The sequence below is a fragment of the Actinomadura citrea genome (genome assembly GCF_013409045.1).
Classification (GTDB): domain Bacteria; phylum Actinomycetota; class Actinomycetes; order Streptosporangiales; family Streptosporangiaceae; genus Spirillospora; species Spirillospora citrea.
This window is the reverse complement of record NZ_JACCBT010000001.1, coordinates 4,970,677-4,988,700: the sequence shown is the minus strand read 5'-3', so window position 1 is coordinate 4,988,700 and position 18,024 is coordinate 4,970,677. Positions and strand designations below refer to the sequence as shown.

Genomic DNA, 18,024 nt, shown 5'->3' with positions numbered 1-18,024 from the left:
AGTGTGCCCGCGCCCGCGGCCGCCTAGCGTCGGAGACCATGACGACCAGACAACCGAGGCGGCGCCGGGCCGCCAGGCGGGCGGGCGCGGTGCTCGCGGCGGTGGCCGCGATCGCCGCGGCCGCCGCCGTCCCGGCGCCCGCGCGAGCCGAGCCGCCGCCGGCCGGCTGCACCGACCGCACGGCGACACTGCGCGCCCTGGAACGGATGACGGGAACGCACGGGCTCACCGGCGCCGCCGTGCGCGTCGACGACCCCGCGTGCGGGACGTGGACGGCCGGCAGCGGGGTGGCCGACCGCCGCACGCAGCGGCCGATGCGGGCGGACCTGCGGGTACGGATCGCCAGCGTCACCAAGACGTTCACGGCCGTGACCGTGCTCCAGCTGGCCCGGGAGGGCCGGATCTCGCTGGACGCACCGGTCGAGCGCTACCTGCCCGGCCTGATCGACCGGGGCGGCTACGACGGCCGGAAGATCACCGTGCGGAGCCTGCTGCGGCACACCAGTGGCCTGCCCGACCACATGGACACCTTCGCGGACCCGGACGGGTACCGCTTTCGGCACTTCGAGCCCGAAGACCTGGTCGAACGGGCGCTGACGCTCCCGCACCCGAGCCCCGGCTGGCACTACTCGACCACCAACTACGTCCTCGCGGGGCTCATCGCGGAGAAGGCGAGCGGGCACGGCCTGGAGGACGAGGTCCAGCGCCGGATCATCGGGCCGCTGCGGCTGCGCGACACCTACTGGCCCGGCGACCGGACGCGGATCAGGGGAGCGCACGCGCGCGGCTACCTGCGCGAGGAGCGCGACGGGACCGTCCGGTGGGACGACTTCACCGAGATGAACACGACGGTGGCCTGGGCCGGCGGCGCACTGATCTCCAGCCCGCGGGACCTGAACGTCTTCTTCGGGGCGCTGATGGGCGGCCGGCTGCTGTCCCCGGCGATGCTCGCCCAGATGAAGCAGACGGTTCCCGCCGACCCCGACCGCGTCTGGGACGGCGCGGCCTACGGCCTCGGCCTGATCGGGACCCCGCTGCGCTGCGGCGGCACCTGGTGGGGGCACGCCGGCGGGCTCGAAAGCTACGCCACCGTCTCGGGCGTCGCGCCGTCAGGGCGCCGCGTGACGGTCGACCTCAACGAGAGCCCGTCCACCAAGGAGATGTTCGACGACCAGATGAAACTCGTCGAGACGGCCTTCTGCGACGGGGCCGCCGCACCCGGCGCCGCGCCGGCCGCCGCCACGTCCGGCGCGGGCGGTCTCGGCCGCTACTACGACCAGCGGCTGGAGTGGAAGGACTGCACGCTCAACGCCGGCGACGAGGTCGGCAAGGAGCTCGACGAGGCGGGCGCCCGGTGTGCGGACGTCACCGTCCCGCTCGACTACCGCCGTCCGGAGGGCCGCACCATCACCGTCGCGATCTCCCGGTTGAAGGCGTCCGACGGCGCCCACCGCATCGGGACGATGATCATCAATGGCGGCGGCCCGGGACCGGCCATCGACATGCCGCCCTACATGCGCTCCATCATGGGCAGGGCCGGCCCCCGCTACGACCTGGTGGGGATGGACCCGCGCTCGCTCGGCCGCAGCGCCGCGGTCGACTGCGGCGGGCCCTCCGGGACCTGGATCAAGTCGGCGGGGGAGAGTCGCGGCTCCTTCGACCGGGCCACCGCGTTCGCCAAGGACCTCGCCGACCGGTGCGCGCGGACGAACGCCGGCGTCCTGCCGCACATCAGCACGCGCAACATCGCCCGCGACATGGACATCGTCCGGGGCGCCCTCGGTGAGCGGAAGGTCTCCTACAACGGCGCGTCCTACGGCACCTACCTCGGGTCGGTGTACGCGACGATGTTCCCCGGCCGCCTCGACCGCGTCCTCCTCGACAGTTCGGTCGACCCGACACGCTTCGGCCCGCGCCTGCTGGCCGGAACCGAAGGCGCCAACGACCACGCGCTCGGCGCGTGGGCCGCGTGGGCGGCCGAGCGCGACGCCGCCTACGGCCTCGGCGGCACCCGCGCCGAAGTCCTCGGCACCGTGCGCGGGCTCGTCGAGGCGTCCGCCAAGGCGCCCCTCGCCGTCGGCCGGTACCGCGTGGACGACACGACGCTGCCCGTCGTGCTGTTCGACAACCTCGGCACCGACGAGGACGGGCCGAGGGCCGTGCTGGCCGAGTCGCTGCGCGTCTTCGCCAAGGCCGCGGCGGGGGAGAGCGTCCAGCCGACCAAGGACCTGGACGAGGAACTGGCGTTCCTGCTCACCGGCGCCGAGTCGGTGTACGGGAGCGGGCAGACCGCCATCATCTGCGGGGACGCGGCCGCGCCGCGCGATCCGGAGTACTACCGGCGCGACATCGAGCGGAACCGGTCGGCCAGCCCGCTGTTCGCGCCGCTGACCCGCAACGTCAACCCGTGCGCCTTCTGGCCGGCGCGGCCCGCCGAGCCGCCGACCGAGGTCGGCGGGCGCCTGCCCGCGCTGATGGTGGCCGCGACCGGTGACACCCGGACCACCTACGCCGGCAACCAGGCGCTGCACCGGCTGCTGCGCGGTTCTCGGATGGTCACGCTGGACGCCGACGTCCACGCGCCCTACCAGCGCGGCTACCCGAACACCTGCGTCATGGACACCGTCAACGACTACCTGCTGACCGGTCGCCTTCCCGCGCGGGACCTCACCTGCGCCTGAGACCGAGCGCCCTCCTGCCGGAGGCGCCGGGCCGGGCCGACCCGACATCGGGCGGCCCGGCCCGGCGCCGTCGGGTCAGCCGGACTTGGCCACGGTGAGCAGCACCGCGGCGTCCTCCAGTGCCTCCAGGCTGTGCCGCGCGTTCGGGATGATCAGCAGGTCTCCGGCGATGCCGTCCCAGGTGTCCTGGCCGGCCACCAGCCGGACGCGTCCCTGCATGACCAGGATCGTCGCCTCGCCGGGGCTCTCGTGCTCCGCCAGCGACGTGCCCGCCGTCATGGCGATCAGCGTCTGGCGCAGGACGTGCTCGTGCCCGCCGTACACGGTGTCGGCGCCGCGCCCGGTCGAGGCCGCGGCGGCGCGCTTCATCAGGTCCCGTACCCGTGCGTCCAACGAGAGCTTCTGCATGGCACCAAGTGTGCCAGTGCGGTCGTGGACGGCGCCGGTGACCTCAGGTGAGGGGCGTGCCCATGACCGGCTTGCCGAGGGCGCCGCCCTTCAGCCAGGCGTCCCAGGACTTGGCCCACGGCGTCGGGCCGTTCCCGAACCGGAGCTGCCGCGACGTGCCCGTCACCTTCACCACGTCGCCCCGGTTGGTGAAGTCGAAGAACCACTTGGCGTCGCCCGGAGAGGCGTTCACGCACCCGTGGCTGACGTTGTCGTTGCCCTGTGCGTCGGTCGACCACGGCGCCGAGTGGATGAACGTTCCACTGTAGGTGAGGCGGACGTTCCACTTCGTCGGGATCCGGTACTCGCCGGGGTCGCCGGTGGTGGCCGAGTCCATGACGATGTGCGCCGCCTTCTCCTGCGCGATCATGGTGCCGCTGTAGCTGTCGTGGCCCGGCTTGCCGAGGCTCACCTTCATCGTCCGCACCGTGCGGCCGCCGTCGGTCACCGTCGCGCGGTGCTTCTTGGCGTCGACGGTGGTGATGTGCCGCGGCCCGACGGTGAAGCCGACGCTGCGGTCCTTCATCCCGTACATGCCCTCGCCGGCCTTCAGCCCCGCCAGATGCGCGACGACCTTCACCTTCTGCCCGGCGGGCCAGTAGTCGCGGGGCCGGAAGTCGACCTCCTTGTCGCCGACCCAGTACCAGGCGCCCTCGACCGGCTTGGACATGCGGACCTCAAGGGCCTTCTCCACCGCCACCTTGCCGGCCTTGGTGCTGACCGGCTTGGACAGCAGCAGCTGGACCGGCATGCCGACGCCGACGTTCTCGCCGTCCAGCGGCGACATGCCGCTCTCCAGCTTCTTGCTGGGCGTCAGTGTCGTGAACGTGGACGTCGTGGTGGCCTGCTTGCCGCCGTCGCCGGTGGCCTTGGCCGTGACCGTGTACGTCGTGGACGGCCGCAGCGTCCAGGACGACGTCCACGACTTCCCGCCGGGGGCGAGCTTCCCGTCGGCCTTCGTGCCCTTCTTGCCATAGGTCAGGGTCACGCTGGTGAGCCTGCCGTTGTCCGCCGTGACGGTGACCGGCTTGTCCGGGGCCGCCTGCCGCGTCCCGGTGGCGGGCGTGACGGCGAGCTTCACCGCGTCCTCGGCCTTGCCGCCGCCATCGCCCCTGCCTCCGCCGCCACCTCCGGACGAGCAGCCCGCGGCGGCGATCACCACCGCGCCGGCGACCGCCGCACCCACCGTCCCGGCCCGACCCTTGAGCACCTGAGAACTCCTCACGCTCGACGCGGGTTGTCCCTCGGTTAGGGTATGCACGCTTTCGCGCAAGGCATGCGGGAGCACCGCAACTGTTCAGTCTTCTCCCAGGTGTACGGGCCTGCCTTCAAGCGGGGTTCAAGGGGACGTGAGGCGCCCCATGCCCGGCGGGAGCTCGGACGCGGCGGCGCGGTCGAGCAGGAACAGGGTCCGGTTCCGGCCGCGAGCCCCGGCGCACGGGACGTGGAACGGGTCCGCGTCCGGCGCCAGCCCGAGCCCGACGGCCTTCGCCTTGGACTCGCCCGCCGCCAGCAGCCACACCTCGTCCGCGGCGCGCAGGGAGGGGAACGTCAGCGAGATCCGGGTCGGGGGCGGCTTCGGGGCGCCCCGCACCGCCGTGACCGCGCCCTCGTCGCGCAGCGCCGGCAGCTCCGGGAACAGCGACGCCACATGGGCGTCGGGGCCGACGCCCAGCATCAGCACGTCGAAGGCCGGGACCGGGCCGCCGCCGGCCCCGGCGGCGGCGCGCAGTTCGGCGGCGTACCGCTCGGCCGCGGCCTCCGGGTCGTCGCCGTCCGGGCCGTCGGCCGCCGGCATCGCATGGACCCGCGCCGGGTCGAGCGGGACGCGGTCGAGCAGCGCCTCCCGCGCCCCGGTCTCGTTGCGCTCGGGGTCCCCGGCGGGCAGGAAGCGCTCGTCGCCCCACCACACGTCGAGGCGGCCCCAGTCGACCGCGTCGCGGGCGCCGGCGGCGGCCAGCGCGGCGAGCACCGCCGTGCCGACGCCGCCACCGGTGAGCACGACCGACGCCGAGCCCCGCGCCGCCTGGGCGTCGGCGATCCGCGTCACCAGCCGGGCCGCGGCCGCCTGGGCGAGCAGGGCCTGGTCGCGGTGGACCAGGACGTCCGGGGCGGTCACGCGTCCCCCGACTTGCCGCGCCCCTTGCGCGCCGGCTGCTTGGACTCCGCCTGCCTGGACGCGGGCTGCCTGGACGCCGGCTGCTTGGACTCGGCCTGCTTCTTGGCGGGGCCCGTCGCGGCCGCGTTGGACGTCGCCGACACCGGCTCGCTCGCCACGCCCGGCTTTTGCGACCCGCCCGCCAGGTCCTTGGCGAACCGGGCGGCGGCGTCGCGGTAGACCTCGTCGGGGTCGAGGCGCCGCAGCTCCTCGGCCAGCAGCTCGGCCATCGGCCGCCGCATCAGCGACACCTGCCGGTCGGGCTGCCCGGGACGGCTCAGCGTCGCGACCCGCCCGTCCGGGCGGTCGATCAGGAGGTCGCCGCTCGTCGTCGCCAGCCGGACGCCGGTGATGCCGGGGCCCTCGGAGACCGACCGGTCCACCGGGACGCCGAGCCGGACCGACAGCCACGCCGCCAGCAGCTCCGCGCTCGGGGAGTCCGGCTCGGCCATCACCTCGCCCGCGGTGATCTCGTCGTGCTCCTGGTCGAGCGCGGCGGCCAGCAGCGACCGCCAGGACGTCAGCCGCGTCCAGGTGAAGTCGGTGTCGCCCGGCCGGTAGCCCTCGGCGAGCTGGGCGAGGGTGCCGAGCCGGTCGCGCGCCGCGTAGGCGTCGGTCACCCGGCGCTGCGCCAGCCGGCCGAGCGGGTCCTTGGCGGGCACCTTCGGCACCTTGCCGCCGGGCCACCACGTCACCACCGGGGTGTCGGGCATCAGCAGCGGCACGACGACGGAGTCGGCGTGCTCGGCGAGCGGCCCGTACATGCGCAGCAGCACGGTCTCGCCGGGGCCGGTCTCGCCCATCCGGATCTCGGCGTCGAGCCGCGAGGAGCTGCCCCGCGGGTCGCGGGAGATGACCGTCAGCACCCGGCAGGGGTGCTCGCGCGCCGCCTCGGTCGCGGCGCGCACCGCGTCGTACTGCGCCGACTCGTCCGTCACGATGATCAGTGTGAGCACCATGCCGACGGCCGGGCCGCCCATCAGATGCCGGGACTGCGTCAGCGCGTCCTGGATCTTGCGGGTCGTCGTGCCGGTCAGATCGATGTTCATCTAGAGCCGCCTCCAGGTTCGGCCGTCCCGCGCCATCAGCTCGTCGGCGCTGTCGGGCCCGTAGCCGCCGGCCTTGTACTGGTCGAGGCCGCCGCGGCTGGCCCAGTACTCCTCGATCGGGTCGAGGATCTTCCAGGACAGCTCGACCTCCTCCTGCCGGGGGAACAGCGGCGGGTCGCCGATCAGCACGTCCAGCAGCAGCCGCTCGTACGCCTCGGGCGAGGCCTCGGTGAACGACTCGCCGTAGGCGAAGTCCATGTTGACGTCGCGGATCTCCATCGAGGTGCCGGGCACCTTCGAGCCGAACCGGACCGTGATGCCCTCGTCCGGCTGCACCCGCATCACCAGGGCGTTCTGCCCGAGCTCCTCGGTGTCGGTGTGCGAGAACGGCAAATGCGGGGCCTGCTGGAACACCATCGCCACCTCCGTCACCCGGCGGCTCAGCCGCTTGCCGGTGCGCAGGTAGAACGGGACGCCCGCCCAGCGGCGGTTGTCGATCTCCAGCTTGACGGCCGCGTAGGTCTCGGTGCGGGAGTCGGCGGGGATGCCCTCCTCCTCCAGGTACCCCCGGACGCTCACGCCGCCCTGCCAGCCCGCCGCGTACTGCCCGCGCGCGGTCGACTGGGCCAGGTCGCCCCGCACCCGCACCGCGGAGAGGATCTTGGCCTTCTCGGCGCGGACGGCGTCGGCGCTGAACGACGTCGGCTCCTCCATCGCCGTGAGCGCCAGCAGCTGGAGCAGGTGGTTCTGGATGACGTCGCGGGCGGCGCCGATGCCGTCGTAGTACCCGGCCCGGCCGCCGATCCCGATGTCCTCGGCCATCGTGATCTGCACGTGGTCGACGAAGGAGCGGTTCCAGATCGGCTCGAACATCGTGTTGGCGAACCGCAGGGCCAGGATGTTCTGCACCGTCTCCTTGCCGAGGTAGTGGTCGATCCGGAAGATCGCCTCCTCGGGGAAGACGCGGTGCACCGTGTCGTTCAGCTCCACCGCGGTCTTCAGATCGCGGCCGAAGGGCTTCTCGATGACGACCCGGCGCCACGAGCCCTCCTCGCGGTCGGCGAGGCCGCTGCGCTGCAGCTGCTCGACGACCTGCGGGAAGAACTTCGGGGGGATCGACAGGTAGAAGGCGTAGTTGCCGCCCGTGCCGCGGCTCTCGTCCAGCTCCTTGACCGCCATCGCCAGCGCGTCGAACGCGCCCGGGTCGCTGAACTCGCCGGGGACGAAGTGCATGCCCTCCATCAGGTGCGTCCACACGTCCTCGCGGAACGGGGTCCGCGCGTGGGCCTTGACCGACTCGTAGGCGATCTGGCGGAAGTCCTCGTTCTCCCAGTCGCGCCGCGCGAATCCCACCAGGGAGAAGCCCGGCGGCAGCAGCCCTCGGTTCGCCAGATCGTAGATCGCCGGGAGGAGCTTCTTGCGCGACAGGTCCCCGGTGACCCCGAACAGCACGAGCACGCACGGCCCGGCCACCCGCGGCAGGCGCTTGTCCCGCGGGTCGCGGAGCGGATTGGCTGTGTTGGTCACGTGGCCCCCTCTGGTCGCACTGCGCCTTCTTCGACTACTGCTGCAAGCATCCTGCCCCAACTCGTATCGCGGGCCCCAACTGGGAATCGCCCCCTGTCCGGCCACGGTCTCCGCCGGCCCCGGTGTGAGCGCTCATGTGCCCCCTCTGGCGGCGTCCAGCAGCCGGGTCAGCCCCGCCCAGCGGTTCTGCAGATGGAGCCGGACCACCGGGCGGCCCGCCGCGTGCGCGTCGCGGGCGTCCCCGAGCGCCCGCGCGAGCTGCAGCATGCCGAGCCTGTGGTGCCGGCCGGGGACCGGCACGTCGCGGACGACGTTCCCGGTCACCAGAAGGTAAACGCATCCGTCCGGGTGATCATTTCCGGTCGCGGGCGGCCGCGCGCCCCAGTCCACCCGTACCGGCCGCCCGCAGCGGGCGGCGAGCAGCGCGGCGAGCCGGCGCACCTGCGCGCCCTGGCCGCGCGCCCCGTCCGGGTCGAGGTAGGCGACGAGCGCGAGGTGCTCGCCCCGCCCGACCCGGCCCGCCAGCGCGTCCAGCAGCTCGGAGAGCCCGGACGCGCCGGCCAGCGCCGGGACGGTCGTGTGGGCCTCGACCGCCCGGCCGGGGTCGCCGTCGGCGAACAGCGGCTCGCCGATCCCGTCGTCCAGCGTCATCGGTGCGGGCCGCTCCGCCGCCAGCGGGTCGGCCTCCAGCAGGTAGGACGCCACGGCGGCCGCGTACTCCCACACGACGAGCTGCGCGGCGAGCGGCCCGGCGACGGTGGCGTCGTCCTGGTGCGGGCGGCCGTCGAACGTCAGCAGGAACAGGTCGTCGTCGGGCAGCAGCGGCAGGCCCCCGTCCTGGACGACCGGCGCCAGCCGGCCGCGGGCCGCCTCCCGCAGCAGCAGCGCCGCCCACCCCGCGATGCCCGGCAGCGCCGCCGGGTAGCCGCCGAGCACGGCCGTCCCCCGCCCGGCCCGGGCCGCGCCGCCGAGGATGGCGCCGAGCACGAGCCCCGGGTTGTTCTCCGGCCGCGTGAGCGACGGCAGGACGGCGGTGGCCTCCACCAGCAGCGCCCCGACGTCGGCGCCCGCGAGCGCGGCGGGCACCAGCGCGTAGGGGGACAGCGCGCCGAACGCGGTGGGCGCCGGGGCCTCCACCAGCGGGTGCCCCGCTTCCGTCGCGTGCTTGGCCGCCGCCGCGCGCGGCTCGGCGACCGTCACGAACCGCCGCGCGATCCCGGCGGGGGACAGGCCCTCCTCCCGCAGCGCCTCCGCGAACACCTCGCGCAGCGCCTCGGTCGCCGGGTCGTCGCCGGTCACCACGAACGCCGTCCGGTTCAGCCGCTCCGGGTCCTCCCGGACGCGCAGCGGCGGCCCGGGGTCCGGGCCGTCCAGCACCGTCAGCGAACCGGCGCCGTCCGGCGCGGCGGGCCCGCGGGCGCGGACGATCAGCTCGGCGGCGCGGGCCGGGGCGCCGCCGCCGAGCAGCACCACGTCGGTCAGCCCGTCCTCGCGGGCCCGCGCGCGCAGCCGTTCGGCACGGTCCAACACCGCGCGTCCCGGGCCGGGCTGCCCGGGCCAGCACAGCGGGCGGCCCTCCACGCCGGCGGTGGCGGCCGACGGCCACAGCGACGGGTCCTCCGAGGCGAGCCGGACCGGCACCTGGTCGATCCACAACCGGCCCATGACCCGCTCGGCGGCCTCCCTCAGCGCACCGCGTGCGGTGATGGCCGTCTCCCCCGAGACGACGGCGGTGAAGCTCACGGTCTGCGCGCCCCCGCCACCGCACGGACCGCCTCGATCAGCCGCGCCGCGCCGTCCACCGGGTTGCGCAGGTGCAGCCGGATGACCGGCAGCCGCCGCGCGCGCAGCGCCCGCAGTTCCCCGAGGGCGCGCGCGATCTGCAGCTGCGCCAGGCTGTAGGGGCGCCCCGGGACGGGGTGCGCGGCCAGCGCGTCCCCCGGCGCGGGGTCGCCGGTGATGATCAGGAACGCGCCGTTGCCCGGACCGTCCTTGTGCACCGGGCCCGTCGCGTGGGGGTAGCCGGGCCCCGGCCCGTAGGCGACCGGGCGGCCGGACGCGCGGGCCAGCGAAGGCGCGAGGTAGCGCCCGGAGAAGTCGCCGGACAGGTACGTCATCACCGCCAGGTAGCCGTCGGACGGCACCGAGGCGACCAGGCCGCCGAGGACGGTCTGCAGCTCGGCTCCGGGCGGCCACGGGAAGTCGGCGTGCACCTCGATGTCGTCCTCGACGTACACCGGCCGCTCCGCCGTGAGCGACCCGCCCGCGACCGTGCGCAGCAGCGTGGCGGCGTCGTCCTCGGCCTCCTGGACGACCGTGCTGCCCGCCTCGAAGGGGTTGACGCCGAGCAGCCATCCGGCGACCGCCGTCGCGTACTCCCACAGCAGGAACTGCGCGCCGAGCGGCGCCCACACCGAGGTGTCGGACTCGTCCTGCGCCGCCGAGCGCGGATTGACCGACACGCCGTGCACGTCGGGGAAGTCGCCCCGCCCGCCGGGCGGCTCGAAGGCCAGCACGCCGCGCCCCCGCTTGCCGGTGCCGACCGCGAGCAGCTGGGAGATCCACGCGCTCAGCGCGCCCGGCCCGCCCGGCTCGCGCAGCAGCACCTTGTCGCGGGCGAGCCCGCCCGGCCCCTGCTGCGCGCAGCCGCCGATGACGGCGCCGAGCAGCAGTCCCGGGTTGTCCTCGTCCTTGGACAGCGACGGCACCAGCGACGCCGCCTCCTCCAGCAGCCGGTCGGCGTCGGCGCCCGCCAGCACGGCCGGGACGAGCCCGTAGGCCGACAGGGCGCCGTAGTGCCCGGGCAGATAGGGGTCGGTCAGCCCGATCCGGTAGCCGCACTGGCGGGCGAAGTCGTGCAGCGGGCTGCCGTGGTCGGTGATGACGAGGAACCGGCCGGCGATCTCCCGCTCCGACAGGCCCCGCTCCCGGAACGCGGCCGCGAAGATCCGGCGGTAGGCGTCGCCCTCCAGGGACACCCCCGACTTGCTGGCCAGCACGACCAGCGTGCGGTCGAGCCGCTCCATCGCGAACGCGAGCGCGGCGGTGTCGCCGCCGTCCAGGACGGTCAGCTCGCCGGACGGCCGCTCGCCCGCGCCGCCGGCGCCCGCCAGCGCGGGCGCGTGCGCCTCCACGATGGCCTGCGCGGCGAGGCTCTCCGCGCCGACGCCGATCAGCACCACATGGTCGAGGCCGGAGTACCGCGCCTCCGACACCAGACCGCCCACCTGGTTCAGCAGGCCGCGCGAGGCGAACGGCAGGTCGAGCCAGCCCAGCCGGCTGTGGTCGACCGCCCGCCGCCCCCACAGCTGCGGGTCCTTGGCGGCCAGCGCACCCGGGACGCCGCAGCTCACGAGGTAGTCCCGCGCCTGCAGCGCGGAGTCGAGCACGTCGCCGCGCGTGAGTACGTCGAATCCTGACACCGTTCCCTCCCGGCCCCCATCGTTTCAGGAGAGAATGGGCATTCGCGACCATCTCCATCGATCTTCTTGGTCGCGTCCCGGATCCGGCCGGTCGCACGGAGTCGACACGGCCGGACCCGGTCGGTCAGCTCAGGGCCGCAACGAGCCGGCTGAGGCCCTCGGCGCGGTCGCGCAGATGGATCCGGAAAGCGGGACGGCCGAGCGAGCGCAGCACCCGCAGATCGCCGAACGCCTGCGCGAGGTGCAGCTCACCCAGGCTGTAGGGCTTGCCCGGCACCGGGAGGTCGTCGGTGACGGCGCCGGTGATCTGCAGGAACGCACCGTTCGCCGGGCCGCCCTTGTGGTACTGCCCGGCCGTGTGCAGGCAGCGGGGCCCCCACCCGAACGTGACGGGGGCCGGTTTCCGGCGGACCTTGGCGGCCCGCGCGGCCAGCAGCGGCCGCAGCTCCGCCGCCGCGGCGTCCCCGGACCGGTCCAGGTAGGCCAGGACCGCGAGGTAGCCGCCGTCCTCGACGTCCTCCAGGAGGGCGTCCACCGCCTCGGTGAGGGTCTGCGCGCCCCGCAGCGCCTCCTCGGGGGCGTGCACCTCGACGGCGCCCTCGACCAGCTCCGGAGGCCGGTGCACCACCGTCGGCGCGGCGCCCTCCTCCGAGCGCAGCAGCGCCGCCGTGCTCTCCCGCGACTCGCCGGCGTCGGGCTCGGCGAACGGGTCGACGCCGATCACCCGGCACGCGACCGCGACCGCGTACTCCCACAGCAGGAACTGCCCGCCGAGCGGCCCGGCGACGCTCACCCCCGCTTCGCGCCCGGGGCCCGGCTCGTCCGGGCGGCGGCCGAGGATGACGCGCCGCAGCTCCCCGGTCAGCTCGAAGCCGGGCGCGTCGACGCCCTCCACCACGACCGGGAGCAGGCCCTTGCCGTCCTTGCCCATCGCCCCGGCGACCAGCTGCTCCGCCCACGCGGCGAAGCCGTCCAGGCCGGAGCCGAGGTCGGCGATCACCAGCTTGTCGCGGGCGCCGAGCGCCGAGGAGCCGAGCGCCGCGCCGAGCGCCAGCGCCGGGTTGTCGTAGGGCTGCCGCAGCGCCCCCGCGAGCCGGGCCGCCTCGTCCAGGAGGACCTCGACGTCCACGCCCGCCAGCGCCGCCGGGACCAGCGCCCGCGCGCCGAGCGCGCCGAACCGGCCGTCGACGTCGGGCTCGGCCAGGACGAGATGGTGCCCGACGTCGCGGGCCGCCCGCTGGAGGTCGGAGCCCTCCTCGGCCACCACGACGAACCGGCGCGCCAGCTCGGCCCCCTTCAGTCCGGCCTCGGAGAAGGCGCGCCCGAAGACGCGCCGAAGCGACTCGGCCTCGATGCCCTCGTCCACCACGACGACGAGCGTCCGGTCCAGGCCGCCGGCCAGGACGGCGGACACCTCGTGCGGGTCGGTGGTGTCGAGGACGGTCAGGTCCGCGCCCGCCGTCCGGCAGATCGCGTCCGCCGCCAGCGCCGGACCCCCGGACGCGACCAGCACGACCCGGTCGAGCCCGGCGGAGCGGACCTCGCCCACCAGGCCCGACAGGCGGTCGCTCAGGTACCGCGAGGTCTCCGGCAGACCCAGCCAGCCGAGCCGGCGGGCGGCGAGCGGGGCCGCGTCGGGACCCCACAGCTTGGCGTTGCGGGACGCCAGCGAGCCCGGCACGCCGTCGGAGACGAGACGGTCCAGGACCGTCTCGCTCTCGTCGACGACGGCGCCGCGGATGGTGACCGAGATCCCCCCGGCGGTCACCACCGAGGTCACGCGCCGGCCTTCTTGGACTCCAGCTCGCCGGTGATGGTGTCGAGGAGCTCCTTCCAGGACGCCTCGAACTTCTCGACGCCCTCATCCTCCAGCACCCGGACGACGTCGTCGTAGTCGACGCCGACGTCCTTCAGGGCCGCCATGTGCGCGCGGGCGTCGTCGTAGGCGCCCCGGACGGTGTCGCCGCGGACCTGGCCGTGGTCGGCCTCCGCCAACAGCGTCGCCTCCGGCATCGTGTTGACCGTGCCGGGCGCGACCAGCTCGTCCACGTACAGCGTGTCGCTGAGGTCGGGGTCCTTCACGCCGGTCGAGGCCCACAGCGGCCGCTGGGGACGGGCCCCGGCGTCCTTGAGCGCCTTCCACCGGTCGGTGCCGGACTTCTCCTCGTACAGCGCGTAGGCGAGCCGGGCGTTGGCGAGGCCCGCCTTCGAGCGCAGCGCCTTCGCCTCGTCCGAGCCGATCTTGTCGAGCCGCTTGTCGATCTCGGTGTCCACCCGGCTGACGAAGAACGAGGCCACCGAGGCGATCTTCGACAGGTCGTGGCCGTTCTCCCGGGCCTTCTCCAGCCCGGCGAAGAACGCGTCGATGACCTTGCCGTAGCGCTCCAGCGAGAAGATCAGCGTCACGTTCACGCTGATGCCCTCGGCCAGCACCGCCGTGATCGCCGGCAGGCCCTCCTCGGTCGCCGGGATCTTGATGAACAGGTTGGGCCGGTCCACCATCCACCACAGCGCACGCGCCTCGGCGATCGTGCGGCGGGTGTCGCGGGCCACCCGCGGGTCGACCTCGATCGACACCCGGCCGTCCAGGCCCTCCGTCCGGTCGTAGACCGGGCGCAGCACGTCGCAGCCCCACCGGATGTCGTAGGTGGTGATCGCGCGGGACGCCTCCTCGACGTCCACGCCGCGCACCGCGAGGTCGCGGACCTGCTCGTCGTAGGCGTCGCCCTTGCCCAGCGCCTTCGCGAAGATCGTCGGGTTGGACGTGACGCCGACGACGTACTTGTCCTTGACCAGCTCCGCCAGGTTGTCCGTGCGCAGCCGCTCCCGGCTGATGTCGTCCAGCCAGATCGACACGCCCTCGCCCGAGAGCTTCTTCAGAATCTCGCTCATCGCTTTCTCCTCGTCGTCGTCTTCATCGCCGCGCCGGGGGCGGGCGGCGCCCAGGGGTGCGCGGACGCCGTCCGCCTCGCGGGCTCCCGCTCAGTTGCCGGTCGTCTCGCCCTGACCGGCGTTCCGCACTCCCGCCTTGATGAGGCTGGCCTTGGCCGCCGCCACCACGCGTTCGGGCGTGATGCCGAACTGCAGGAACAGGGTCTTGTAGTCGGCCGAGGCGCCGAAGTGCTCCAGGCTCACCGACTCGCCGGCGTCGCCGACGTAGCCGCGCCAGCCGAGCGCCACGCCGGCCTCGACCGACACCCGGGCGCGCACCCCCGGCGGGAGGACCTCCTGCCGGTAGGCGTCGGTCTGCTCCTCGAACCACTCCACGCACGGCATCGACACGACACGGGTCGGGGTGCCCTCGGACTGCAGCGTCGCGCGCGCCTGCAGCGCCAGCTCCACCTCGCTGCCCGTCGCGATGATGATCACTTCGGGGCGCCCGCCCTCGGCGTCGGCCAGCACGTAGCCGCCCTTGGCGACGCCCTCGGCGGACGCGATCTCGCCGCCGCGCTCCAGCGTCGCCAGCTTCTGCCGGGTCAGGGCCAGGCCGGCCGGCCGGTCGGTGTGCTGCAGGACCGTCCGCCACGCGACCGCCGTCTCGTTGGCGTCGGCCGGGCGGACGACGTCCAGGCCGGGGATCGCCCGCAGCGCCCACAGGTGCTCGACGGGCTGGTGGGTCGGGCCGTCCTCGCCGAGGCCGATCGAGTCGTGCGTCCAGACGAAGGTGACCGGCAGCTTCATCAGCGCCGCCAGCCGGACCGCCGGGCGCATGTAGTCACTGAAGATCAGGAACGTGCCGCCGTAGGGGCGGGTGCCGCCGTGCAGCGCGATGCCGTTGCAGATCGCGGCCATCGCGTGCTCGCGGACGCCGAAGTGCAGCGTGCGGCCGTAGCGGTGGCCGGGGAACTCCTTGGTCTGGAACTCCTCCGGGATGAAGGAGGGCTCGCCCTTCATCGTCGTGTTGTTGCTCTCCGCGAGGTCGGCCGAGCCGCCCCACAGCTCCGGCAGCGTCGGTGCCAGCGACGCCAGCACCTCACCGGACGCCGCGCGGGTCGCGAGGGCCTTGCCCGCCTCGAACTCCGGAAGCGCGGCCTCCCAGCCGGCCGGAAGCGTCCGGGACGAGATCCGGTCGAACTCCGCGGCCCGCTCGGGGTTCGCGGAGCGCCACGCCTCGAACGCCTTGGCCCACTCGGCGTGGTCGGCGCGGCCCCGGTCGGACACGGCGCGGGCGTGGGCCAGCACGTCCTCGGGGACCAGGAAGCTCTCGGCCGGGTCCATGCCGAGGATCCGCTTGGTCGCGGCGACCTCGTCCGCGCCGAGCGCCGAACCGTGGATCTTGCCGGTGTTCTTCTTGTTCGGCGCCGGCCAGCCGATGATCGTGCGCAGCGCGATGAAGGACGGGCGGGACGTGTCGGCCTTTGCCGCGGCGAACGCCTCCGCCAGCGCGGCGACGTTCTCCGCGTAGTCGCCGTCCTGCGTCCAGTCGACGTGGTGGACGTCCCAGCCGTAGGCCGCGTACCGGGCGCGCACGTCCTCCGACAGCGCGATCGCCGTGTCGTCCTCGATCGAGATGTGGTTGTCGTCGTAGAGCAGGACCAGGTTGCCCAGGCGCTGGTGCGCGGCGAGCGCGCTCGCCTCGTGGCTGATGCCCTCCTCGATGTCGCCGTCGGACGCGATCGCCCAGACGGTGTGGTCGAAGGGGGACTCGCCCTCCGGCGCGTCCGGGTCGAACAGGCCGCGCTCGCGGCGGGCCGCCATCGCCATGCCCACGGCGTTCGCGATGCCCTGCCCGAGGGGCCCGGTGGTGGTCTCCACGCCCGCGGTGTGCCCGTACTCGGGGTGGCCGGGGGTGAGGCTGCCCCACTTGCGCAGGGACTTCAGGTCGTCCAGCGTCAGCGGGTAGCCCGACAGGTACAGCTGGATGTAGAGGGTCAGGCTGGAGTGTCCGCAGGACAGCACGAACCTGTCCCGCCCGGCCCAGTGCGGGTCCGTCGGGTCGTGCCGCAGGAAGCGCTGGAAGAGGAGGTAGGCGGCCGGCGCGAGGCTCATCGCCGTGCCGGGGTGACCGGAGCCCGCCTCCTCGACCGCGTCCATGGCGAGGGCGCGGATCACGTCCACCGCGCGCCGGTCCTGCTCGGACCACTCAAACGTGCTGTTGTCCCTGCTCACGGAAACGCCAGGCTCCTCTCGAACCGATGTCAAAGAACCACTCTGTAATGTTGTGCGCCGGCGACCCCGCAGACGACCCCCACAGAGGACAACGCCCGGCGGTGCGGCGCCTCTTCCCCCGCCCCGCACGGCCGCACGGGCGCGGTCGCGAAGATCATGCCCGCGCCCAGCCGCGAGCCTATCGCGCGGGAGGGCCGTCGCAGGCGGGGGCGGGGGACCCCTGCGCCGACGCGCCGGGCATCGGGCCGCGACGCTTCATGCACCCTTGCCCGAACGCCCCGCGGACTAACCCCCCGCACGGGGGATCCGGCGGGTGATCCGAGGTCGCCCCGGGTCCGGACGGGGGCCGCCGGCATCGGGCGCGACGCGTCCGGCGACCCGGTGCGCGCCTCCGTGAGGGGGCGGACTACAGTGATTGCGCGGCTGACGCCAGCCGCCGCGGCAAGACGACCAAGCCGAAGTCGCACCCAGCCGAGGCCGGCCCGATCGCGGGGCACCGCCAGGGTGGTACCGATTTCTCATCCCTAGTCAGACGTGGACCCGATTGTGACGGTGCTCAGTAACAAGCGCGGGATCGACCTGGACGAGCAGGTGCCGGAGGCGCCCGCGTCCGGGCTCGCGCCGCCCCCCGCCGAGCGGGCCGCCCGGCGCACGCCCGGTGCGAGCGTGCGCGCCTACGTGGCGCTGACCAAGCCGCGCGTGATCGAGCTGCTCTTGATCACCACCATCCCGGTGATGTTCCTGGCGGACCGGGGCGTGCCGCCGCTGTCCACCGTGCTGCTGACGCTGGCGTTCGGCACCATGTCCGCCGGCGCCGCCAACGCGATCAACTGCTACATCGACCGCGACATCGACGCCAAGATGCGCCGCACCCGGCGCCGCCCGCTGGCCCGCCACCAGGTCACCCCGGCCCGCGCCCTCGTCTTCGGGGTGACGCTCGCCGTGCTGTCCACCGCCGGGTTCCTGCTCGCGGTCAACCCGGTCGCCGCGGCGGGCTCGCTGTTCGCGATCCTGTTCTACGTCTTCGTCTACTCGCTGCTGCTCAAGCGGCGCACCTCGCAGAACGTCGTGTGGGGCGGCATCGCCGGGTGCATGCCCGTCCTCATCGGCTGGGCCGCCGTCACCGGGACCGTCGCCTGGACGCCGTTCGTCCTGTTCGGCGTGGTGTTCCTCTGGACGCCGCCGCACACCTGGACGCTCGCGATGCGCTACCGCGAGGACTACGCCGTCGCCAAGGTCCCGATGCTGCCGGTCGTCGCGTCCGAGCGCCGCGTCGTCGTCGAGAGCCTCGTGTACACCTACGCGACCGTCGCCTGCTCGCTGGTGCTGTGGCCCGTCGCCGGGATGGGCCCTGTGTACGGGGCCGTCGCCGTCGTGCTCGGCCTGGTCTTCCTGGCCGAGGGGCACCGGCTGCTGAAGGCCGTGCGCGCCGGGGTCACCGGCGTCCACCTGCGGCCGATGCGCTTCTTCCACCTGTCGAACGTCTACCTGGCGCTGCTGTTCACCGCCGTGGCGGTCGACCCCCTCCTGTACTGACCGGCGCTGTACTGACCGGCGCGCGGTACTGCCGGCGTGCTCCCGCGCCGCCGCCGCGGGAATCGTCTGCGCTTTAGCGGATCGGTGCGACCTGC

The 18,024-nt window shown here is 74.2% G+C and carries 12 protein-coding genes; 2 read left to right on the top strand and 10 right to left on the bottom strand.

The window, feature by feature from the left end:
- The first annotated feature begins 38 nt into the window (after positions 1 to 38).
- Positions 39 to 2,681 carry a serine hydrolase gene (locus BJ999_RS41415; protein ID WP_218935188.1) on the top strand — a complete coding sequence of 881 codons (2,643 nt, stop codon included), beginning with the start codon at positions 39 to 41 and terminating at the stop codon, positions 2,679 to 2,681.
- Between the two features lie 75 nt (positions 2,682 to 2,756).
- Here the strand turns inward: BJ999_RS41415 and BJ999_RS23340 are convergent, their stop codons facing one another.
- The 10 genes from BJ999_RS23340 to tkt all read right to left on the bottom strand — a co-directional run bounded on the left by BJ999_RS23340 (position 2,757) and on the right by tkt (position 16,393).
- Entirely contained in the window at positions 2,757 to 3,089 is a 333-nt protein-coding gene (locus BJ999_RS23340) for a cupin domain-containing protein (protein ID WP_179835258.1), read from the bottom strand.
- Between the two features lie 43 nt (positions 3,090 to 3,132).
- Entirely contained in the window at positions 3,133 to 4,338 is a 1,206-nt protein-coding gene (locus tag BJ999_RS23335; protein WP_229810300.1) for a L,D-transpeptidase, read from the bottom strand.
- 129 nt (positions 4,339 to 4,467) lie between these two features.
- A complete protein-coding gene (gene pgl / locus BJ999_RS23330; protein WP_179835257.1) occupies positions 4,468 to 5,247 on the bottom strand; it encodes a 6-phosphogluconolactonase in 780 nt (259 codons plus the stop codon).
- Positions 5,244 to 6,335: a glucose-6-phosphate dehydrogenase assembly protein OpcA gene (locus tag BJ999_RS23325; RefSeq protein WP_179835256.1), complete on the bottom strand. Its 1,092-nt coding sequence runs from the start codon at positions 6,333 to 6,335 to the stop codon at positions 5,244 to 5,246. The genes pgl and BJ999_RS23325 overlap by 4 nt, the downstream gene beginning before the upstream one ends.
- Positions 6,336 to 7,862 carry a glucose-6-phosphate dehydrogenase gene (zwf, locus tag BJ999_RS23320; protein WP_179835255.1) on the bottom strand — a complete coding sequence of 509 codons (1,527 nt, stop codon included), beginning with the start codon at positions 7,860 to 7,862 and terminating at the stop codon, positions 6,336 to 6,338.
- A 132-nt stretch (positions 7,863 to 7,994) separates the two neighbouring features.
- The gene (locus tag BJ999_RS23315) at positions 7,995 to 9,605 is read right to left on the bottom strand and encodes a hypothetical protein (RefSeq protein WP_179835254.1); all 1,611 of its coding nucleotides are present in this window, start codon (positions 9,603 to 9,605) and stop codon (positions 7,995 to 7,997) included.
- On the bottom strand, positions 9,602 to 11,284 hold the full coding sequence (locus BJ999_RS23310; protein WP_179835253.1) for a phosphoheptose isomerase: 1,683 nt from the start codon (positions 11,282 to 11,284) through the stop codon (positions 9,602 to 9,604). The genes BJ999_RS23315 and BJ999_RS23310 overlap by 4 nt, the downstream gene beginning before the upstream one ends.
- 124 nt (positions 11,285 to 11,408) lie before the next feature.
- Positions 11,409 to 13,064 (bottom strand): glucose-6-phosphate isomerase, encoded by a 1,656-nt coding sequence (locus tag BJ999_RS23305; protein ID WP_179835252.1) that lies wholly within the window; start codon positions 13,062 to 13,064, stop codon positions 11,409 to 11,411.
- A complete protein-coding gene (gene tal / locus BJ999_RS23300; protein ID WP_179835251.1) occupies positions 13,061 to 14,176 on the bottom strand; it encodes a transaldolase in 1,116 nt (371 codons plus the stop codon). The genes BJ999_RS23305 and tal overlap by 4 nt, the downstream gene beginning before the upstream one ends.
- A 90-nt stretch (positions 14,177 to 14,266) precedes the next feature.
- Positions 14,267 to 16,393, bottom strand: a complete 2,127-nt coding sequence (gene tkt / locus BJ999_RS23295; RefSeq protein WP_179835250.1) for a transketolase — start codon at positions 16,391 to 16,393, stop codon at positions 14,267 to 14,269.
- 546 nt (positions 16,394 to 16,939) lie between these two features.
- Between tkt and BJ999_RS23290 the strand changes: the two genes are divergently transcribed.
- Positions 16,940 to 17,929, top strand: coding sequence for a heme o synthase (locus BJ999_RS23290; RefSeq protein WP_179835249.1), 990 nt, complete (start codon positions 16,940 to 16,942; stop codon positions 17,927 to 17,929).
- Positions 17,930 to 18,024: the final 95 nt, after the last annotated feature.

Excerpts from the sequence above, each read along its gene's own strand:
- BJ999_RS41415 (WP_218935188.1), top strand. The coding sequence starts at position 39 with ATGACGACCAGACAACCGAGGCGGCGCCGGGCCGCCAGGCGGGCGGGC.
- BJ999_RS23340 (WP_179835258.1), bottom strand. The coding sequence starts at position 3,089 with ATGCAGAAGCTCTCGTTGGACGCACGGGTACGGGACCTGATGAAGCGC.
- BJ999_RS23325 (WP_179835256.1), bottom strand. The coding sequence starts at position 6,335 with ATGAACATCGATCTGACCGGCACGACGACCCGCAAGATCCAGGACGCG.
- tal (WP_179835251.1), bottom strand. The coding sequence starts at position 14,176 with ATGAGCGAGATTCTGAAGAAGCTCTCGGGCGAGGGCGTGTCGATCTGG.